Origin of the sequence: Bacteroides sp. 3_1_13, assembly GCF_001185845.1 — a bacterium.
GTDB classification, from domain to species: domain Bacteria; phylum Bacteroidota; class Bacteroidia; order Bacteroidales; family Bacteroidaceae; genus Bacteroides; species Bacteroides xylanisolvens.
Genome location: NZ_KQ236956.1, coordinates 2,373,235 through 2,394,790, shown reverse-complemented (window position 1 = coordinate 2,394,790; position 21,556 = coordinate 2,373,235). Strand labels below are relative to the sequence as shown.

The window sequence follows — 21,556 nt, the reverse complement described above, 5'->3', positions numbered from 1 at the left end:
AATGAATGAACTTAAAAAGCTAGTGTGTATCTTATTGAGCCTGATTGGAATGCACACGATTCAAGCTGAAATAATAACTTATCCGGCTGAAGTAACTCCCGGTTCCTGGCTATGTTTTAGAAAAGAAATATCGGTAGAGAAAGATGCGTCGCATAACTTGCTGAAGATTGCGGCTGATTCAAAATATTGGTTGTGGATAAACGGTGAACTGGTTGTTAGAGAGGGAGGGTTGAAAAGAGGTCCTAATCCGAAAGATACTTACTGTGATATTCTTCAGGATGTAAAAGGATTAGTGCCCGGGAAAAACACCATTGCTCTTTTGGTCTGGTATTTCGGAAAAGAGGGATTTAGTCATAGAAATAGTCCGACGGCAGGAATTTCTGTAGATTTGACGATTGGCAAACAACGATATATAAGTGATGATAGTTGGAAGGTGAGCATACATCCGTCATTTTATATTCCGAAGGGTATAAAGCCCAATTTTAGGTTGCCGGAATCCAATATCGGCTTTGATGCGGAAAAAAAGGTGGCTTTTTGGGACAAGGATTTTGACGATACACAATGGAAGAATGTCAAAGTGATCAAAAAAGAACTGTCAGGATGGGGGCAATTGGTAGAACGTCCTATTCCTATGTGGAAGGACTATGGATTGAAAGATTATGTGAAAGTTGAAAGGAAATCTGACACATTGCTTGTTGCTTATTTACCTTACAATGCACAAGTGAATCCCTATATAAAATTAAAAGCGAAAGCGGGAAGATTGATTGATATTCGGACCGATAATTATCGTGGAGGCGGAACTCCTAATGTGTATGCTGAATATATAACTAAAAGTGGAATTCAAGAATTTGAAGCTTGGGGTTGGATGAACGGTCATCAGGTTTTGTATACGATTCCTAAAGATGTAGAGGTTTTAGAATTAAAATTCAGAGAGACGGGATATGATACGGAGCTTGCCGGATCATTCTCTTGTGAAAAACAGTTTTATAATAAATTATGGAATAAGTCGTTACGTACTTTATATATCACAATGAGAGATACCTATATGGATTGTCCGGATAGAGAACGTGCGCAATGGTGGGGAGATGTTGTAAATGAATTGGGCGAAGCTTTCTATTCGTTGGATCAGAATGCACATTTGCTTACACGTAAAGCTATTCTTGAATTAATGAATTGGCAACGTCCGGATAGTACGATTTTTGCACCGATTCCTGCCGGTAACTGGAATCAGGAACTGCCGATGCAGATGCTTGCCAGTGTTGGATATTATGGTTTTTGGACATATTATATGGGTACGGGAGACAAAAATACGATTAAAGCCGTCTATCCTAATGTGAAGAAATATATTCATGTATGGAAACTTGATGAAGAAGGACTGGTTATTCCTCGTAAAGGTGGATGGACCTGGGGAGATTGGGGAGATAATAAAGATCTTGTTTTATTGTATAATCTTTGGTATTCATTGGCTCTTGAAGGTTTTCATTTGATGGCCGACTTACTTGGTGAAAAGGAAGATTCCCGATGGGCATGTCAGGTTAATGAAAGATTGAAACGTGCTTTTCATACAAAATACTGGAATGGTACCTTTTACCTTTCTCCTCATTATAAAGGTAAACCCGACGACCGTGCACAAGCATTGGCTGTTGTTGCGGGCGTTTTACCCGAAAGTGACTATTCGGTAATCCGTCCTTTTTTCAAGCAGCAATATCATGCCAGTCCTTATATGGAAAAATATGTTCTTGAAGCTTTGTGTATGATGGGGTATTATGAGGATGCTTTAGAGCGAATGAAGAAACGTTATTATGACATGGTCGAAAGTGACTTGACAACTTTGTGGGAAGGTTGGGGAATCGGTAGTAAAGGTTTTGGCGGTGGTTCGTATAATCATGCTTGGAGTGGAGGACCTTTAACGATTCTTTCTCAATATTTTGCAGGTATATCTCCTTTGAAACCGGCGTTTAAAGAATTTATCATAAAACCTGTATGGAATTGCTTCGGGCATATTCAGTCTGTAACTCCTACTCAATGGGGGAAAATAGAGATTAGCATTACGAATAAATTGAACGTGATAGTTGTAGAAGTAAAAATACCTCGAAGTACCAAAGGATATTTTGTTATTCCTGACAAGATTAAAAAGTATCGTATAAACGGGAAAGAGAAAAAAACAGGAAAACAGGAAATTGTATTAAAAGAAGGAGTATGGGAAATCGAATTGTATTAACTGTTATATTCTTGGTATTCACTTTATGCTCTTTTGGAGATAATGTCTTTAATGGTGCACAATGGATATCCATTCCAAAATCTCAAAATACCCCTAATCAATGGTTATGTTTTCGAAAACAAATAGAGTGTGCTGATAAGAATACTGTCGCTAAATTAAATATAGCTGTTGACTCCAAGTACTGGCTTTGGGTAAATGATAGCTTAGTTGTTTTTGAAGGTGGGCTTAAACGCGGACCTAATTCTCAAGATACTTATTACGATTGTATTGATATATCCGATTTTTTAAGAAAGGGACTCAATGCAATTTCCATACAAGTCTGGTTTTGGGGTAAAGACGGATATTGCCATAAAAATAGTGGTAGGGCGGGATTACTCGTTGATTTGAGAGTAGGTAAAAAAGAGCGGATACTTTCTGATAAAAGTTGGAAAGTGAAAATTCATCCGGCATATGGCGAATCTTCATTGCCTCATCCTAATTATCGTCTACCGGAGGCAAACGTACATTTTGATGCACGAAAAGATATAGCAGGATGGCAGTCTTTAGATTATGAAGATCAATCGTGGAATTATGCAGTGGAGTGTGGAGAATATCCATGCTCGCCTTGGAATAGGGTACATTTACGTCCTTTTCCAAATTGGAAAGATTCTGGTATTGTTCGTTATGATTCTTTGAAAACTGATGAAATAGGGAAAATAGTTGGTTTTTTGCCAAAGAATATTTCAATAACTCCTTATTTAAAGGTAAAAGCTGACGCGGGAAAGTTAATTGATATAAGAACAGATAATTATAAGGGTGGAAGTGAATATAATGTCAGAGCTGAATATGTGACAAGGGAAGGGGTACAAAGTTTCGAGGCTTTTAATTATATGAATGGTCATTCGGTGGTTTATACGATACCTCAAGGAGTGGAGGTGATTGAAGTGGGATATAGGGAAACACGTTTTAATACTGAATTTGAAGGTTCCTTTGTTTGTGATGATGAATTTTATAACAAACTGTGGCAAAAGGCTCTGAATACAATGAATTTGAATATGCGTGATGCTATTCAAGATCCGGATAGAGAACGTTCTCAGTGGTGGGGTGATGCTGTAATTGTTTCTGGAGAAATATTTTATGCTTGTGACTTAAATGGGAAATCACTGGTGAAGAAAGCTATTAAAAATCTTGTGGATTGGCAGAAGGATGATGGAGTTTTATATTCTCCTGTACCAGCCGGTTCTTGGAATAAAGAATTGCCAGTGCAGATGCTTGCAAGTGTTGGAAAATACGGTATTTGGAATTATTATGTTTATACAGGTGACTCTGCTACTATAAAAGAAGCATATCCTGCCGTGAGAAAATATTTGTCATTGTGGGAGCTGGATGAACGTAATCTTGTCAAACATAGAACAGGGGGATGGGATTGGTCTGATTGGGGACAAGATATTGATGTCTGTGTTCTTGATAATGCTTGGTATAGTTTGGCTCTTGAAGGTCTAGCCAATATGGCTACTCTGTTAGGTGATCAGCTGACAGCCGAGGATTGTCTTTTTAAAATGAGAAAAGTTCGGGAAGCTGTAAATAAGTATTATTGGAATGGAAGGTTGTATCGGAATCCATTTTACAATGGAAGAACAGACGATCGTGCAAATGCCTTGGCTGTTTTGGCGGGATTTGCTACTGAGAATCAATGGAAAACTATTCGGGAGTATTTAAGTAACTATCAAGCTGCAAGTCCTTATATGGAGAAATATATTTTAGAAGCTTTTTTTTGTAAAGGAGATATAAAAGGAGGGCTTCAAAGGATGAAAAATAGATATCAATATATGGTAAATCATAGATTGACAACTTTGTGGGAGGATTGGAATATTGGTGGTGCTGGAGGTGGAAGTATTAATCACGGATGGGCTGGAGGTCCATTAAGTTTATTGTCACAATATGTTGCGGGTATTATTCCTTTGACGGCTGGATGGAAAACTTTTATGATAAGACCAAGTGATGTTTTATTTAAAAAGATAAAATGTAGTGTTCCTTTGGAACAAGGAGTAGTTATTTTAAATATGGATACTTATCAACGTAAAATAAATGTGGATTGTGATGTAAATCAGAATTTTATATTGGCTGTTCCAAGAACATGGTTTAAGGATGCTAGTTTATGTATATTAAATGGAAAAGAATATGATATACAGCAACTGAAAGGAATACAGAAAAAGAAAATAACTTTTGATTCAGAGGATACACAGTATTTTTATTTTAAGATAGTAGATAAATCAGTGGAGATTCATATCATCTGAACTAAAACTTTTTTGATATTGGGATAATAGATACTTTATTTATGTTGATTTAATTTTGAGATTACTTTTTATGAAGGCATTATTTGTTTTTTTATATTTCATCTGTTTTTATACTAATTTTCAGCAGGCGCAAGCCACTGCCCATAAATTTGAGGCGGGCAAGAACACCTTCCTGCTGGATGGAAAACCGTTTGTGGTGAAGGCTGCCGAGTTGCATTACACCCGTATTCCACAGGCTTATTGGAGTCATCGCATAGAGATGTGCAAGGCATTAGGCATGAATACTATTTGTATTTATATTTTCTGGAATATCCATGAACAGGAAGAAGGAAAGTTCGATTTTTCCGGTCAGAATGATATTGCAGCTTTCTGCCGTGCGGCACAGAAACACGGTATGTATGTCATTGTCCGTCCTGGTCCGTATGTATGTGCGGAGTGGGAGATGGGGGGCCTTCCCTGGTGGCTGTTGAAGAAAAAAGATATAGCCTTGCGTACGCTCGATCCCTATTATATGGAACGGGTAGGCATCTTTATGAAAGAGGTCGGTAAGCAACTGGCTCCGCTGCAAGTGAATAAAGGGGGAAATATTATCATGATACAGGTAGAGAATGAATACGGCTCTTATGGAATCGACAAACCTTATGTCTCTGCCGTGCGCGACCTGGTTCGTGAATCCGGTTTTACCGATGTACCTCTGTTTCAATGTGACTGGAGCAGTAACTTCACTAATAACGCGCTCGATGACCTGATTTGGACCGTGAACTTTGGAACGGGTGCCAATATCGACCAGCAATTTAAAAAACTCAAAGAACTTCGCCCCGAAACTCCATTGATGTGTAGCGAGTTCTGGAGCGGATGGTTTGACCACTGGGGACGTAAACACGAAACACGTCCCGCGAAAGATATGGTACAGGGCATCAAGGATATGCTCGACCGGAATATTTCTTTCAGTCTCTATATGACTCACGGAGGAACGACTTTCGGTCATTGGGGAGGTGCAAACAACCCTGCTTATTCCGCTATGTGCAGTTCGTATGATTATGACGCTCCGATCAGTGAAGCCGGATGGACCACCGAAAAGTTTTTCTTGCTTCGCGATTTATTGAAAAACTATCTTCCGGCCGGTGAATCATTGCCTGAACTCCCCGCTGCTTTGCCTGTTATTGAGATTCCCGAAATTCATTTTAATAAAGTGGCTCCACTATTCTCGAATTTGCCGGAAGCCAAACAAACAGTGGATATTCAACCGATGGAACAATTCAATCAGGGATGGGGAACTATTCTGTATCGGACCACACTGTCTGAAGCGACCCCCGCAGGAACCGTTTTGAAGATTACGGAAGTGCACGACTGGGCGCAAATCTATGCCGACGGCAAACTTCTGGCGCGTTTGGACCGTCGCAAAGGAGAATTTACTACGACTTTACCCGCACTGAAAAAAGGTACGCAACTGGATATTCTGGTGGAAGCAATGGGACGTGTCAACTTTGACAAATCCATCCACGACCGCAAAGGTATTACAGAAAAGGTGGAACTAGTTTCGGGTAACCAGGCTAAGGAATTGAAAAACTGGACTGTGTACAACTTCCCGGTAGATTATTCTTTTATTAAAGACAAGAAATATAACGATACAAAAATACTACCGGCTATGCCTGCTTACTACAAGAGCACTTTTAAACTGGATAAAGTAGGAGATACATTTCTGGATATGAGCACATGGGGTAAAGGTATGGTTTGGGTGAATGGTCATGCAATGGGGCGTTTCTGGGAAATCGGTCCGCAACAGACCCTCTTTATGCCGGGTTGCTGGCTCAAAGAAGGAGAGAATGAAATTCTCGTATTGGATTTGAAAGGTCCTGCCAAGGCTTCTATCAAAGGCTTGAAGAAACCTATTCTTGATGTGCTTCGTGAAAAAGCTCCCGAAACACACCGCAAGGATGGAGAAAAACTGAAACTGGCAGGTGAGAAAGTAATACATGAAGGTGCTTTCACTCCGGGCAACGGCTGGCAGGAAGTACGATTTGCTGCTCCGGCAAAAGGACGTTATTTCTGTCTGGAAGCACTTTCTCCGCAAGCAAATGATAACATCGCAGCAGTGGCAGAGTTCGATGTTCTGGGAGCCGATGGCAAACCGGTATCTCGTGAGCATTGGAAAATTCGTTATGCCGATAGCGAAGAAACGCGTAGCGGCAACCGTACAGCCGACAAGATATTCGACTTGCAGGAATCTACTTTCTGGATGACTGTGGATAATGTTCCTTATCCTCATCAATTGGTGATTGACTTGAGTAAAGTGGAAATAGTGACCGGCTTCCGCTATCTGCCCCGTGCCGAAAAAGAATATCCGGGCATGATTAAAGAATATAGAATATTCATTAAAAAAGAGGATTTTTAATTTTCTAAGGTGTATATTTCTACATTTGCTTCTAGTCAAAGATTTACTAAAGGAGATTCTGACTATTGGAAAGTTTATTATAGCAGCAGAGAACTGTAAGCGATATCTTTGAACAGAAGAAGGTGGAGCTGGACGGGAAATCTGTTGAGTAGCCTAATTTCTACGGGATGGAGAAAGCATGGGCTGAAAAGAGTAAGACAAAGGCATTGAAAAACTAATTAAAAGATCAATGATATAGCCGGGTATGAAACGTTACTCGGCTATCTATAAAAAGAGTATCTATAAAAATAATCGGAAGCAACAGGAAATACCCTGTTTGCTTCCGATTCTCTTTATATAATGATTTCGGATATTTATATTAATCCTGAACGAACTCTATCCTAAAAATGCTGTATATTATTTCTCCAACAACTCTTTTAAGAACTCGTCCAATTCCTTATCCAACCCTTTCAGCAATTCATCGTTCACCAGGATCGTATCATCGTCCACCAGTAATAATTCCGCTATGGTTTCTTTCTCTTCATCCACCAGAACGAAAGAGTAAGGCTTCAGGATAGTCACCTTGTCGAAGTCTCCGGCATCTTTCATTCTGCAAAGAATGTTGCGTAGAGAAGGTTCCACACTTTCAAGGAAATCATCCCCTTCATACGTAGCCCATTCTTCGATCATGATGTTTGCCAGTTCTTCATCATCATCATTGTAAATATTAAGTTGTCCCGATGTCTGGTCCGGTTGGAGATGGATATCGGTTACAACTGTTTGTTCACAGTTACATGTATATTTAGCGACTGCCTTTTGGATAGCCGATTCGATAATGGATAGTGATTGTTGGCTTAGTTTCATGGGTTCCTTCTTTTTATAAGTTCAAAGGTATAAAAAAAATAAGATTTGATACACAATTTCCTTAAAAATCATCATTAAATCGGCTCATTTGTAATTTTAACTTAGGTAATTGAGCGTTTCTCTCCTTCAATTCGGCTAAATACAAGGACGTAAGATAATAATTCGGCACATCGTCAATGCTGGCCTGAACACTATCTGTGATATTCTTTTTATCAATTTTCTTGGCTAGTTGCTGTGCCTTTTCCGCCCATTCTTCCGCTTTAGCGAGACTATCCTTCATTTCATAATAAACAGCTATGTTGAGAGCTGCCCGCATCTTCTTCTTTTGGTTCTTGGTACCTTCGAAAGCCTGGTTCCAAAGTTCGTATGCGTCGTCCCATGAATTTTCGCGTACATAGATGGCAGCATCACGCATGGGAACCGAGCCTCCGGTATACAGATACCGTGTTCCTTTTTTCCACATGGGGACGAGATATTTCACCGGAACTGTCCCTGCAAATACCGCCGCTTCCTCCAGCATTTGTTTGTCGCGAATCATGCGGGTGGCAGCTTCTACGGCAGTACCTCCAAACTCTTCCCAAAAGATGCTGTCGTTAGGATGGAGCGTAGTCATCGGCCGGCTACGTTCGGGAAGATACACTTTCACCGTGGGATATACTTTAACGTCTACTGCTCCTTGAAAACAGTTGAACTCATTCAGAAAACGGACAGATTTAGTGGCTTTGAGTTGCAGATTTTCCAGTGCAATGATAAAATCCACTCCCAAACTAGAGGCTAACTGACGGACTTCCTCCTGGCTCAATGTACTTTCGCGGGCCAGTTTATCATTTGCCCGCAAAGCAGAGTCACAGATGACTACTTCTTCAAAGTAATTCTGATGTGCGATTTCTTCAGCCAGTGATTCGGTGGCAATCTTAGGATCTCCGTTGGCGTATGCCGTTGCACGACTTACCAGCGGTGTACCTTCTTTGATTTTTTCAGTCGTTGTTATTAGTTTGTTATCCGGGATATTGCTGGTGTTATTCACGATAGCTACTTTCCGGAGTTGCGGAGGAAAGCTCAAGTCGGCAGGTTGCAGATAATCAATGGAAATCTGTTCCAAACTCTGACAGCTGCCCAGTGTCAGCAGGAAGATAGTGACGAAAGCCAGTGAATAAGATTTTGCCATAGTTTTGTTCTATTTAGTAATTTGAACAAAAGTACAATTTTGGAGGAATAAAAGAAAGTCTCAAACAGTTTTTAACCGTTTGAGACTTTCTTTTGTGTATTGAAACTTGAGATTATACCTTAATGTTAAAAATTAAATAAGGCTTTTGAGCGAAGCTGATTCAAAAATGAGCGCAAAGAAATAGAAACTCCTACTTTCCCAACTTTTAACTCTCAACTCTCCCTTCTCAACTTCTTAAAGGTTTTTACCGTGACAGTTCTTATACTTCTTACCGCTTCCGCATGGGCAAGGATCGTTACGTCCTACAGTCTTTTCTGCACGGATGGGTTCACGTTTCTGCTGTTCACGAGTATCCTGGCTGGCAGCAGCCTGCTGGTTCGGATCACTCAAGTCCTGCTTGTTTTCGCGATACTTGCTCATATCCTGACGTTGTTCAGGAGCAGCCTGACGCACTTCCACACGACGGGCAGCCTGTTCGTCCGGAGCTTCCTGTACAGGAATTTGTCCACGCATCAAGATAGATATAGTCTGGTTGTTGATCTTGTTCACCATGGCGTCGAATAAAGTCACAGATTCCAGTTTATAAATCAACAGCGGGTCTTTCTGTTCGTAACTTGCGTTCTGTACGGAATGTTTCAGTTCGTCCAGTTCGCGGAGGTTTTCTTTCCATGCTTCGTCGATAACGTGGAGCAGGATTGATTTCTCGAACGATTTCACCACTTCTTTAGATTCCGATTCGTAAGCCGCTTTCAGGTTACAAGAGATATTATACATTCGTTTACCGTCTGTAATAGGAATCAGGATGTTTTCGTACATGTGTCCCTGATTTTCATATACCTGTTTGATAACCGGATTAGCGATCTGTGCCAGACGTTCAGTTTTGCGTTTGAAGTTATCCATCGCAATGTTGAAAGTCTTTTCGGCCAACTTTTCTTTTTTCTCGTTACGGAATTCTTCTTCAGTGAACGGAGTTTCCATCGCCAATGTCTGAAGCAGTTCCATCTGGCAGCCTTCATAATCATTGTTTTCGATAGCATTGGCACAACGGTCCCAAATCATGTTCACGATGTCCATACCGATACGTTCACCCATCAAAGCGTGGCGGCGTTTGGTGTAAACCACTGTACGCTGCTTGTTCATCACGTCGTCATATTCCAACAGACGTTTACGAATACCGAAGTTGTTTTCTTCCACCTTCTTTTGGGCACGTTCGATAGAATTGGAAATCATCTTGTGTTCGATCATTTCGCCTTCCTGGAAACCAAGTTTGTCCATTACGCTGGCGATACGGTCGGAGGAGAACAGACGCATCAAATCATCTTCCAGTGACACAAAGAATACAGAAGAACCCGGGTCACCCTGACGTCCTGCACGACCACGCAACTGGCGGTCTACACGACGGGATTCGTGACGTTCCGTACCGATAATTGCCAAACCGCCCGCAGCCTTTACTTCCGGACTTAACTTGATGTCGGTACCACGACCAGCCATATTGGTAGCAATGGTTACTGTTCCGCTCAAACCGGCAGTAGCAACGATGTCCGCTTCTTTCTGGTGCAGTTTGGCGTTCAATACCTTGTGCTCGATATGGCGCATGGCAAGCATCTTGCTCAACATTTCGGAGATTTCTACCGAAGTAGTACCCACCAATACCGGACGTCCTGCCTGAACCAATTTTTCGATTTCCTCGATAACAGCTTTATACTTTTCGCGTTTCGTCTTGTAAACGCGGTCGTTCATATCCTTTCTTGCAATCGGACGGTTGGTCGGGATCACGACTACGTCCAATTTGTAGATGTCCCAAAGTTCGCCTGCTTCCGTTTCAGCAGTACCGGTCATACCGGACAGTTTGTGATACATACGGAAGTAGTTCTGCAAAGTAATCGTTGCAAAGGTCTGCGTAGCAGCTTCCACTTTCACACGTTCCTTGGCTTCGATAGCCTGGTGCAATCCGTCAGAGTAGCGGCGACCTTCCATGATACGGCCTGTCTGCTCGTCTACGATCTTCACCTGTCCGTCGATCACTACATATTCATCATCTTTCTCGAACATGGTGTAAGCCTTCAACAACTGGTTGATGGTGTGTACACGTTCCGATTTGATGGCATAGTTTGTTAGAAGTTCATCTTTCTTTTCAAGCAGTTGTTCGTTAGTCAGATGTTGGTTTTCCAGTTCCGAAAGTTGTCCGGCGATGTCCGGAAGAACGAACAATGTCGGGTCTTCAGAGTTACCGGTAATCAGGTCTACACCCTTGTCTGTCAGGTCTACACTATTCAGTTTCTCGTCGATCACGAAATACAGCGGATCAGTAACTTCATGCATACGCTTGTTGTTCTGTTCCATGTAGATTTCTTCCGTCTTGAGCATACCTGCCTTGATACCCTGTTCACTAAGGAACTTAATCAAAGCCTTGTTTTTCGGCAATGCCTTGTGGCTGCGGTATAAGGCGAGGAATCCTTCTTCCACCTCTTTCTTATCGTTGGATGCGATCAGTTTCTTAGCTTCGGAGAGATATTTGGTAGCCAATACTTTCTGTGCTTCTACCAGACGTTCTACTAACGGACGGAGTTGCTCGAACAATTGGTCGTCGCCTTTCGGTACAGGACCGGAGATAATCAACGGAGTACGGGCGTCGTCAATCAATACCGAGTCGACCTCATCGACGATGGCATAGTTATGCTGACGTTGTACAAGGTCTTTCGGGCTGATAGCCATGTTGTCACGCAGGTAGTCGAAACCGAATTCGTTGTTCGTACCGAACGTGATGTCTGCCAGGTATGCCTGACGGCGCGCGTCGGAGTTCGGTTGATGGCGGTCGATACAATCCACGCTCAAGCCGTGGAACATATAAAGAGGTCCCATCCATTCGGAGTCACGTTTGGCGAGGTAATCATTCACGGTAACCACGTGCACACCGTTTCCGGTCAGTGCGTTGAGGAATACCGGGAGAGTAGCCACCAATGTTTTACCTTCACCGGTTGCCATTTCCGCAATCTTACCTTTATGCAGAACGACACCACCGAAGAGCTGTACATCGTAGTGAACCATGTTCCATACCGTATCGTTACCACCGGCTATCCAGTGATTCTGATAGATGGCCTTGTCACCTTCGATGCGTACAAAATCTTTCGTTGCAGCCAGTTGGCGGTCAAAATCCGTAGCGGTAACAACGATTTCTTCATTTTCTGTGAAACGTTTGGCAGTAGCTTTCACGATAGAAAAAGCAACGGGCAGTACTTCGTCCAGTGCTTTTTCATATTTCTCCAGAATTTCTTTTTCTGTCTTATCGATTTGTGCGAAGACTTCTTCGCGGTCTTCCAGTTCCAGTGTCTCGATGCTTGCCTTCAACTCTTCCACTTTCGCACGTTCGGCAGTAGCCGATTCATGGATATATTTTTTGAGTTCTTCCGTTTTGGCACGGAGGGCGTCGTTGTCCAGTTTCTCAACCTCCGGGTAGGCAGCTTTGATCTTTTCCACCCAGGGCTTGATTTCTTTCATGTCTCGTGTGGATTTGTTTCCGAAAATCGAGCTTAAAAATTCATTAAATCCCATGTTATATTATTTAGTTTATTATTTATCTTTTTCTGCACCACAGATTCCACGGATTTACACAGATTTTTTCATATAGAACACGGATCTTTCTTTTTAATCTGTGTGAATCTGTGGGATTTGTGGCGAATAATCTCCGCAAAGTTACATTAAAATGCTGATTTATTTATGTTTTGCTCCCTGTTTTTGTGAGTAAATTTTTACCGTAGGTCGGTAATAGGAGCAGAAGTACAGGCATTGGGAGCCCGGATGCGCATGAAATGTGCCAGTGTGGGCGCAATATGTTCAATGGTTACAGGTGTCCGGATAATGGCCGGTTTTACGGAATGTCCCATGAAAATCAGCGGTGAAGGGATATAAGAATGACGTACCACTTTGTTTTCGCCGCCGTTCTCGTTGACGATGGTCCATCCGGGAAGGACGTCGATTACGAGGTCGCCCGAACGTTTGCGGTGGTAGCCGTTGCGTATTTTATGAATTTCCGGTGTCCATGAACCCAGCAACAGCCGGTTGGCTGAATATGCTTCGTTCACTCCGCTGAACTGCATCAGGAATTCTGCTGACTTTTGTTGGATCTCTGCCAGATTCAGTTCCTTCTTTTCCAGCAATTTATGATTCAGATAAATCTGCTGGTTGTGGTGAGCTTCCACATACTTTCCTTCGCCATACGTAGCCATCAGGTACATATTCAATAGGGCGGCACAACGGTTGAGATAAAACTCTCCGCCGGGAATCTTGTACAATCCCGAGTCAGCCGATTCGCTGTCCGTATATCCGGTGGAAGTGACGAAAATAAGCACGTTTTGTAGTCCTACTTTCTTGTCGAGCGCTTCGAGCAGGTTTTCGATGCTGCGGTCGAGACGCACGTAGGTGTCTTGTATTTCCATGGCACATTCCTGTACGGATTTATGTGCGTAGTTTCCTGCATAATAAGTGAGTGCCAATAAGTCAGTAATGTCATCCATGCCGATGGAGCTTTTGTTCAATGCCTCTTCGGCAAGTGCGTTCACTTCATCATTCACAAAAGGGCTGGCGATGAAGCGTCTGTACTTATTGTTACGGTCGTCATCAAATTTATATTTGAAGAGTATATCCCGCCAATCTGGCAGAAAAGTGTACATGCCACGGGGGAATACCGGTTCCCATGTCATACCCGCAATACGGAAATCAATCGCCTGCCGGTCATTGTATTGGCTTGCCCACCACGGAAATTCTCCATAATAGGTCGTTCCGCTCCATTTTCCGGTGTTGGGATTGAGCCAGAAAGCACCGTTTCCGGCATGTCCGGCTGCGAAAAGCGCGGCGTCGCAATCGGGGGCGATGGCATATACGAGTCCTTTGCCTTGGGTAGCTATTTTAAGCTCGTCGGCAATGGTGGAAGTCAGTAATTTGGTGGGTGCGGCCGTTTGGTCGGTGTAATATCCCATGAATGCCGTGTCGTCTGTGCTGTTGACAGGGCGAAGGGTAGAGGCGTCCATCCATCGTTGGGAGATGATTCCGTTCATGGAAGGCGCCGTGCCGCTGTAAATGGCTGCGATGGCAGAAGCGCGGTCTACGTTGCAGAAGGTATATTCGGCATTATGGAACACTCTTCCCTCTTTCCAAAGACGTTTGAAGCCTTTCTCGCCGTAGAGTGACGAAAACGCTTCCAGATAGTCCGTACGCAGTTGGTCGATAGTCAGCCCTACCACTAATTTAGGGGCGGAAGGCAGTGACTGGGCTTGTAGCCCGGTGAAAGTCAGTACGGTGATGAGGGAAGTTAGTAGTCCTTTCATTATTTCTTTTTAGATGTCACAATCAGATTGCTTGCTGAACGTATCAGCAAAACGAGTGCCAAAGGTACAACAGCAAAGTCAAATCTTTGCGGAATTACAGGAAAAAGCACTATAAAAAGTGTTAAAACGACCAGATTCAAGGTCAAGTACCAGCATTTCTTCCCTTTTCGGACACAATATACGATGTAGGGAAGGAAAAGAAGTTGCCCCGGATGGAAAACCAATAACAGGAAATTGGAGCTGACTGCCGGGTGTTGGGAGAAGAGGGCGAGGAAGGCGAGGACGCATCCCACGATACCTGCCATGCCAAAAAGAACAAGGTCGATTCCCCATAATCCGGTTCTTCGGCGGATGCCATAGATCGTGGCGGCGGCTGTCAGTATAAATAAGAGTAACGAGCATTGGAGAGGAGTGGGCATCCAGCCGCTTTCATCCGGTTCGGGAGTGACGTCGATTATCAGTTCGTTGGTCTTGACAAGCGGACGGGAATAGGTATCTGTGGAAATCTGTGCGCCGTCGAAAGCATCCATCAGATAGAAGGGGGCAAACATCATTTGCCGTTGTGTGATGGGCTGGTCGGCTTCGCTTCCGATGCAGAGGTCGATGCCGAAACGCGCCCACGGATGTCCTTTGCAATATTGATGTACGATGTCGCGGAAAGTGCGCGAACCATCCTGCGGTTCCGTCGGATAAACCACCTTTCCTGCAATGCTTTCTTCTATCTTGTCCCGGGGACGGGTGGCGCAATTGTCGTAAAAGAAATTATAGCGGTACACCCGGTTTTCCGGACGATAATTTTCTTGTAATAACTGGATTAGTTTTGTTTTCTCTTCATCAGTCAGGTTCAGTGTTTGCTGCCACACGCTGCGTCCGTAGAATGCGTATTCAGCCGCAAAATGCTCATAATCCGTTACTCCCAGTTGGTAATCGGTTTCTCCGAGCGAGAAGCGGAAGATGAAGTTAGGAGTGTTGAAACTGAATAATCCGTAATTGAACACAACGTCAATCCCTTGTGACGGGTTTTCATAGCGGATGGCAGTGTGTCCGAACAGGGAATATATTTCTTCTCCGGGAGCGCAAGTCAACAAGCTCAAGCGGATGGAGTCGTTGCTGTTGGCAGGTGCTTGTCCGGCGGACGGAAGCAACAGGAAGAAGGAGAGGATTGTATATAAGAAAAAACGTTTCATTAGCAGGCTCGTTTTATTTTGGTGGCAAATATAGGAAGAATTGTTGGATTCGGGAAAACGGTGGTTCTGTTTTATCGGAATAGAGTCTCTATTTCATACAAACAGAGGCTCTATATGGCTTAAACAGAGGCTCTGTTTCCCTCAAATAGAGCCTCTATTTTGGGGCTAAAAAATCGAACAGCCAAACGAACACCCCCTGAAGGTGGCTCAACTGCTTGTCTGTCATGCGTTTGCAACGCTCGGAAAAAAGTAGGCGAACCACCAACCGAACATATATAAATACTAAAATATAATAATCTATATAATATAGTTCGCTCAACACACTTTTTCTGTGTTTTGTGAATGAAAAAATGAAGATGATTCAGGAAATTTGCCTTTAGATGAGATAAAACGGAGCCTCTGTTTGGATGAAATAATGTTTCTGTTTGAACGGAAAATTGATTACAAAATAGCGAAACGCTTTGTGGAACGCTGTTTTTCTCTTGTAATCTATTGCTTATTAGCTGTTTATGATGTAATGAAAAAGGACTGCCGAACGCAAAGTGGAATACATAATAAACAATAAAAGATAATTGATCTATTTAAAAATAGATAGTTCGATATTTTTGTTTGGGGGGATTTCTAAAATGAAAAAAGAAGATAATTCCTCTTCTATGCTTCAACTTTTCTTTTTTTACTTTACCTTTGCGCCCGCTAAAGAACCAAAAGATTTGAATTTAATAATCGACATAGGAAATACAAAGGCAAAGATTGCTTTCTTCGACGGCGGAGAAATCGTGGATGTAGTAGCTGAATCCAATCAGTCTCTAGGTTGCTTGAAAGCTCTTTGTTCTCAATATCCGGTTGAACAGGGGATCGTGGCTACTGTCATTGATCTAAACGAAAAGGTATTGGCTGATTTGGCCGCTTTGCCGTTTCCTTTGCTCTGGCTCAATCATCAGACTCCGCTTCCGGTTGTCAACCTGTACGAAACTCCCGAAACATTGGGATATGATCGTATGGCTGCCGTAGTGGGTGCTAATGAGCAGTTTCCTCATCGGGATATATTGGTGATTGATGCGGGAACTTGCATTACTTACGAGTTTATCGACTCAAAAGGCCAGTATCATGGCGGTAATATTTCTCCCGGTATGCAGATGCGTTTCAAGGCACTGCATCAGTTTACAGGACGTTTGCCTCTGGTGGACACCAACGGGCGCAAACTCCCGATGGGACGGGACACCGAAACGGCTATACGTGCCGGAGTGATGAAAGGGATGGAATACGAAATTTCAGGTTATATTGAGTCTATGAAGCATAAATATCCTGAACTTTTGGTTTTTTTAACGGGCGGAGATGATTTTTCTTTTGATAGCAGCGTAAAAAGTATCATCTTTGCAGATAGATTTTTAGTGTTGAAAGGATTAAATAGAATTTTAAACTATAATAATGGTAGGATTTAAACACACACTTTGTGCGCTTTTGCTCACGATGGTTACCGGAATGGCAATCGCTCAAAATAATACAAACTCTCCTTATACACGATATGGCTATGGCGACTTGTCCGATCAGAGTTTCGGAAATAGCAAGGCGATGGGGGGAATTGCTTTTGGACTTCGGGATGGAGCACAGATCAATCCGCTGAATCCTGCTTCGTATACAGCCATTGACTCGTTGACGTTTATTTTTGAAGGAGGCGTTAGTCTGCAAAATATGAATATTAGTGGCGGTGGTGTGAAACTGAACGCTAAAAACTCTAGCTTCGACTATCTGGCTATGCAATTTCGTTTGCATCCGAGGGTAGCGATGAGTATCGGTCTGTTGCCGTTCTCCAATGTGGGATATTCTGTATCGGAAAGCAATGAGGCTACAGAAACTTCACCGTATAGCACGAAAAGCCTTACTGGTGAGGGAGGTTTACATCAACTGTATGTTGGTGCGGGTGTAAAAGTCTTGAAAAACCTGTCTGTTGGTGTGAATGCTTCTTATTTTTGGGGAGATATAACCCGCTCGCTGACGCAGCTTTATCCGAATACCGCTTCTGCTTATTCTTACATTAGGCAGAATGCTGTGTCAGTGTCGGATTATAAACTGGATTTTGGATTGCAATATACGCAAGAATTTAACAAAAAACATTCAGCCACTATCGGAGCAGTATATTCTCCGAAGCATAAACTGAATAATGATTATACAGTAACGACGCAAGCTAGCTCAACTGTCAGTCAGGATTGGGATGCTACACTTAAAGTGCCTAATACTTTTGGCGTCGGCTTTACATATAACTATGACAAACGTTTGACTGTCGGTCTGGATTATAGTTTGCAGCAATGGTCAAAAACCAAGTTTGGCATAAAAACATCGGATGATGCTGTACGTGAAGATTTTAATGAAACATACACGTATTGCGACCGTCATAAAATATCAGTGGGTGCGGAATATATTCCCAATTTGATTGGACGTTCCTATTTATCCCACATCAAATATCGTTTGGGAGCTTATTATACGACTCCGTATTATAAGATTGGCGGTAAAGACGCAGCCCGCGAATATGGCGTAACTGCCGGTTTCGGTCTGCCTGTGCCTCGTTCCCGTTCCATCCTTAGCATCAGCGGACAGTTTGTTCGTGTAAGTGGACAGGAATCGACCTTTGTAAACGAAAATATCTTCCGCGTAAGCATCGGATTGACGTTCAACGAACGTTGGTTCTTCAAGCGCAGAGTAGAGTAATTGAGATGAATGTAAGAAGAGAAAGAATAGACGACTATAATAATAACAACTAAAATTTAGATACAATGAAAATTAAAACGCTTGTGGCTATGTTGTTCCTTTCGGCAGGGGCAACCACTGTGGTAGCACAGGATGCGACTAACTGTAACTCGAACAGTAGTATCTCGCATGAAGCTGTGCGTGCAGGTAACTTTAAAGATGCGTATACTCCTTGGAAAGCTGTGTTGGAAAACTGCCCGACGCTTCGTTTCTATACTTTTACTGACGGATATAAAATTCTGAAAGGCTTGATGGGACAAATCAAGGATAGGAATAATCCGGAATATCAGAAATATTTTGATGAGCTGATGAATACGCATGATTTGCGTATCAAATACACAGATGAGTTCTTGGCTAAAGGTACAAAAGTGTCTTCTGCTGATGAAGCTCTGGGTATCAAAGCAGTAGATTACATCGCTTTCGCTCCGAAAATTGATGTTAATCAGGCTTATCAATGGTTGAGCCAGTCGGTAAATGCAGTAAAAGCTGAATCTGCTGCCGCTACTATCTTCTATTTCCTGCAAATGTCTTTGGATAAACTGAAAACAGATCCTAACCATAAGGAACAATTCATTCAGGATTATCTGGCTGCTTCTGAATATGCTGATGCTGCTATTGCCGCTGAAACGAACGAAGCAAAGAAGAAAAACTTGCAAGGTATCAAAGATAATCTGGTTGCTTTGTTTGTAAACAGCGGAACGGCTGATTGCGAATCACTGCAAAACATCTATGGACCGAAAGTAGAAGCTAACCAAACAGACCTGGCTTACTTGAAGAAAGTAATCGACATCATGAAAATGATGAGATGTACGGAAAGCGAAGCTTATCAACAGGCTGCTTTCTATGTGTACAAAATAGAACCTAGTGCAGATGCCGCTACCGGATGTGCTTACCAGGCATTTAAGAAAGGTGACATCGACGGTGCTGTCAAATTCTTCGACGAAGCCATTGGATTGGAAACTGACAACGTGAAGAAAGCTGAAAAAGCATACGCTGCCGCAGCAGTATTGGCTTCTGCTAAAAAACTGTCTCAAGCAAGAGCATATTGCCAGAAAGCTATCGGGTTCAACGAAAACTATGGTGCTCCATATATCCTGATTGCCAATCTGTATGCAATGAGTCCTAACTGGAGCGACGAGTCAGCTTTGAACAAGTGTACTTACTTTGCAGTAATCGACAAACTGCAACGTGCAAAACAAGTAGATCCGAGCGTAGCTGAAGAAGCTAACAGCTTGATCGGTAGATATTCTGGTCATACTCCACAAGCTAAAGACCTGTTTATGTTAGGTTACAAGCAAGGCGACCGCATCACTATCGGCGGTTGGATAGGAGAGACTACAACGATTAGATAACCGTATGTTGCGAAAACGAAGAAACCGTTTGTTGCATAAAAGCATGAGCATAACAATCACCTTCGGGGTGGTTGTTATGCTTCTTTTATTATCTTCCTGTGGCGGAAAACAGAAAGCTATGGGAGAGGCTATCACAGAACGTGATTCTCTTCCGGTGATGACCACATTGGGAGTTACTACCCTTATTTCCGATTCCGGAGTGACACGTTATAGGGTGAACACGGAAGAGTGGATGATGTACGACCGTAAAAAGCCTTCGTATTGGGCGTTTGAAAAAGGTGTGTATATGGAGCAGTTCGACTCTATCTTTAATGTAGAAGCCAGTATTAAAGCAGATACTGCCTATTATTATGACAAAGAAAGGCTTTGGAAGCTGATAGGAAATGTGGATATACAGAACCGCAAAGGAGAGCGTTTTAATACCGAACTGCTCTACTGGAATGAGGCCACTCAAAAAGTGTATTCCGACAAGTTTATACGTATTCAGCAACCGGACAGAATTATCACAGGACACGGCTTCGACTCGAACCAGCAAATGACTATATATACCATTCGTAATATTGAAGGTATTTTCTATGTGGACGAGGAAGCGAGTAGCGGTCCGCCCCAACCGGAAACAAAAGCACTGCCGGATTCAGTGAATAAAGATACTGCGAAATAGGCGAAGTCATATCATTGTACCGTACCTCGTAAATCGTCTGATCGTAAATCAAAACTTATGAATATTTATATCTCTCTAATTATCACCATGGTCTTTTCCGCTTTCTTTTCAGGAGTGGAGATTGCCTTTGTGTCGGTAGACAAACTGCGTTTTGAGATGGAACGCAAGGGGGGAATTACGTCCCGCATCCTTTCTATCTTCTTCAAGAACCCGAATGAATTTATCTCTACCATGCTGGTGGGGAATAATATCGCACTGGTCATCTATGGTATCCTGATGGCACAGATTATCGGCGACAATCTGCTGGCGGGATTCATTGACAATCATTTCCTGATGGTGTTGGCGCAGACCGTTATTTCTACCCTGATTATTCTGGTGACCGGAGAGTTTTTGCCGAAAACAATCTTCAAAATCAATCCCAATCTGGTCTTGAATGTTTTTGCCATTCCGCTTATTGTTTGTTATGTGGTTCTCTATCCCATCTCCAAATTAGCCTCCGGCTTGTCTTGTATCTTCCTTCGTCTCTTTGGAATGAAGGTTAATAAGGATGCGTCCGACAGAGCTTTTGGAAAAGTCGACCTGGACTATTTCGTACAAAGCAGCATTGATAATGCCGAAAATGAAGAAGAGTTGGACACGGAAGTGAAAATCTTCCAGAACGCCCTCGACTTCTCGAACATAAAAATCCGCGACTGCATCGTTCCCCGTACCGAAGTGGTGGCTGTCGATCTGACTACCTCGCTGGACGAGCTGAAAAGCCGCTTCATAGAATCCGGAATCTCCAAGATAATCGTGTATGACGGGAATATCGACAACGTAGTCGGTTATATCCATTCGTCGGAAATGTTCCGTGCCCCGAAAAACTGGCATGAGAATGTGAAACAAGTGCCGATTGTGCCCGAAACGATGTCCGCCAATAAACTGATGAAACTCTTCATGCAGCAAAAGAAAACGATTGCCGTAGTGGTGGATGAATTTGGCGGTACGTCCGGCATCGTGTCTCTGGAAGACCTCGTTGAAGAAATCTTTGGAGATATAGAAGACGAACACGATAACACTTCCTATATCAGCAAGCAGATCGACGAACGCGAGTATGTGTTGTCCGCCCGCCTGGAGATAGAAAAAGTCAATGAGACGTACGGACTCGACTTGCCCGAGTCGGATGATTATCTGACAGTAGGAGGGTTGATCCTGAACCAATATCAGAGCTTCCCGAAGTTGCATGAAGTGGTCCGGGTAGGACGTTATCAATTCAAGATAATTAAGGTTACAGCGACAAAAATAGAACTCGTGCGATTAAAAGTCTTGGAATAATGACGATAATCAAGAAATTTTTAGCCAATAAATAGATGCATATTAGCATTTTTTGTATCTTCGTGCGCTA

Annotated in this window: 13 protein-coding genes; 8 read left to right on the top strand and 5 right to left on the bottom strand. The window is 42.7% G+C overall.

From position 1 onward, the window contains the following. The first annotated feature begins 1 nt into the window (after window position 1). From HMPREF9009_RS22155 to HMPREF9009_RS22145, 3 genes are all read left to right on the top strand, one after another. Entirely contained in the window at window positions 2-2,221 is a 2,220-nt protein-coding gene (locus HMPREF9009_RS22155) for an alpha-L-rhamnosidase-related protein (protein ID WP_053095325.1), read from the top strand. Next, complete coding sequence (locus HMPREF9009_RS22150; RefSeq protein WP_083444233.1) at window positions 2,200-4,497, top strand: alpha-L-rhamnosidase-related protein; 2,298 nt, start codon at window positions 2,200-2,202, stop codon at window positions 4,495-4,497. The genes HMPREF9009_RS22155 and HMPREF9009_RS22150 overlap by 22 nt, the downstream gene beginning before the upstream one ends. A gap of 70 nt (window positions 4,498-4,567) precedes the next feature. Beyond that, entirely contained in the window at window positions 4,568-6,892 is a 2,325-nt protein-coding gene (locus HMPREF9009_RS22145) for a beta-galactosidase (protein WP_198154762.1), read from the top strand. A gap of 396 nt (window positions 6,893-7,288) precedes the next feature. Here the strand turns inward: HMPREF9009_RS22145 and HMPREF9009_RS22140 are convergent, their stop codons facing one another. From HMPREF9009_RS22140 to HMPREF9009_RS22120, 5 genes are all read right to left on the bottom strand, one after another. Beyond that, window positions 7,289-7,735 (bottom strand): hypothetical protein, encoded by a 447-nt coding sequence (locus HMPREF9009_RS22140; protein ID WP_009039707.1) that lies wholly within the window; start codon window positions 7,733-7,735, stop codon window positions 7,289-7,291. Between the two features lie 61 nt (window positions 7,736-7,796). Further along, entirely contained in the window at window positions 7,797-8,903 is a 1,107-nt protein-coding gene (locus HMPREF9009_RS22135) for a DUF6340 family protein (RefSeq protein WP_008020976.1), read from the bottom strand. 234 nt (window positions 8,904-9,137) lie between these two features. Then, a complete protein-coding gene (secA, locus tag HMPREF9009_RS22130) occupies window positions 9,138-12,455 on the bottom strand; it encodes a preprotein translocase subunit SecA (protein WP_008645335.1) in 3,318 nt (1,105 codons plus the stop codon). Window positions 12,456-12,652: 197 nt separating this feature from the next. Then, window positions 12,653-14,227 (bottom strand): alkaline phosphatase family protein, encoded by a 1,575-nt coding sequence (locus HMPREF9009_RS22125; protein WP_049703280.1) that lies wholly within the window; start codon window positions 14,225-14,227, stop codon window positions 12,653-12,655. Continuing rightward, on the bottom strand, window positions 14,227-15,414 hold the full coding sequence (locus HMPREF9009_RS22120) for a lipoprotein N-acyltransferase Lnb (RefSeq protein WP_049703279.1): 1,188 nt from the start codon (window positions 15,412-15,414) through the stop codon (window positions 14,227-14,229). Before HMPREF9009_RS22120 ends, HMPREF9009_RS22125 begins: the two co-directional genes overlap by 1 nt. Window positions 15,415-16,067: 653 nt before the next feature. Between HMPREF9009_RS22120 and HMPREF9009_RS22115 the strand changes: the two genes are divergently transcribed. From HMPREF9009_RS22115 to HMPREF9009_RS22095, 5 genes are all read left to right on the top strand, one after another. Then, window positions 16,068-16,856 (top strand): type III pantothenate kinase, encoded by a 789-nt coding sequence (locus tag HMPREF9009_RS22115; RefSeq protein ID WP_008645330.1) that lies wholly within the window; start codon window positions 16,068-16,070, stop codon window positions 16,854-16,856. Continuing rightward, on the top strand, window positions 16,843-18,120 hold the full coding sequence (locus tag HMPREF9009_RS22110; protein WP_049703278.1) for an OmpP1/FadL family transporter: 1,278 nt from the start codon (window positions 16,843-16,845) through the stop codon (window positions 18,118-18,120). The genes HMPREF9009_RS22115 and HMPREF9009_RS22110 overlap by 14 nt, the downstream gene beginning before the upstream one ends. A gap of 65 nt (window positions 18,121-18,185) precedes the next feature. Further along, the gene (locus HMPREF9009_RS22105; protein WP_008017009.1) at window positions 18,186-19,511 is read left to right on the top strand and encodes a hypothetical protein; all 1,326 of its coding nucleotides are present in this window, start codon (window positions 18,186-18,188) and stop codon (window positions 19,509-19,511) included. A gap of 43 nt (window positions 19,512-19,554) precedes the next feature. Continuing rightward, on the top strand, window positions 19,555-20,172 hold the full coding sequence (gene lptC / locus HMPREF9009_RS22100) for an LPS export ABC transporter periplasmic protein LptC (protein WP_008645327.1): 618 nt from the start codon (window positions 19,555-19,557) through the stop codon (window positions 20,170-20,172). A gap of 57 nt (window positions 20,173-20,229) precedes the next feature. Then, window positions 20,230-21,486 (top strand): hemolysin family protein, encoded by a 1,257-nt coding sequence (locus HMPREF9009_RS22095; protein WP_049703277.1) that lies wholly within the window; start codon window positions 20,230-20,232, stop codon window positions 21,484-21,486. Window positions 21,487-21,556: the final 70 nt, after the last annotated feature.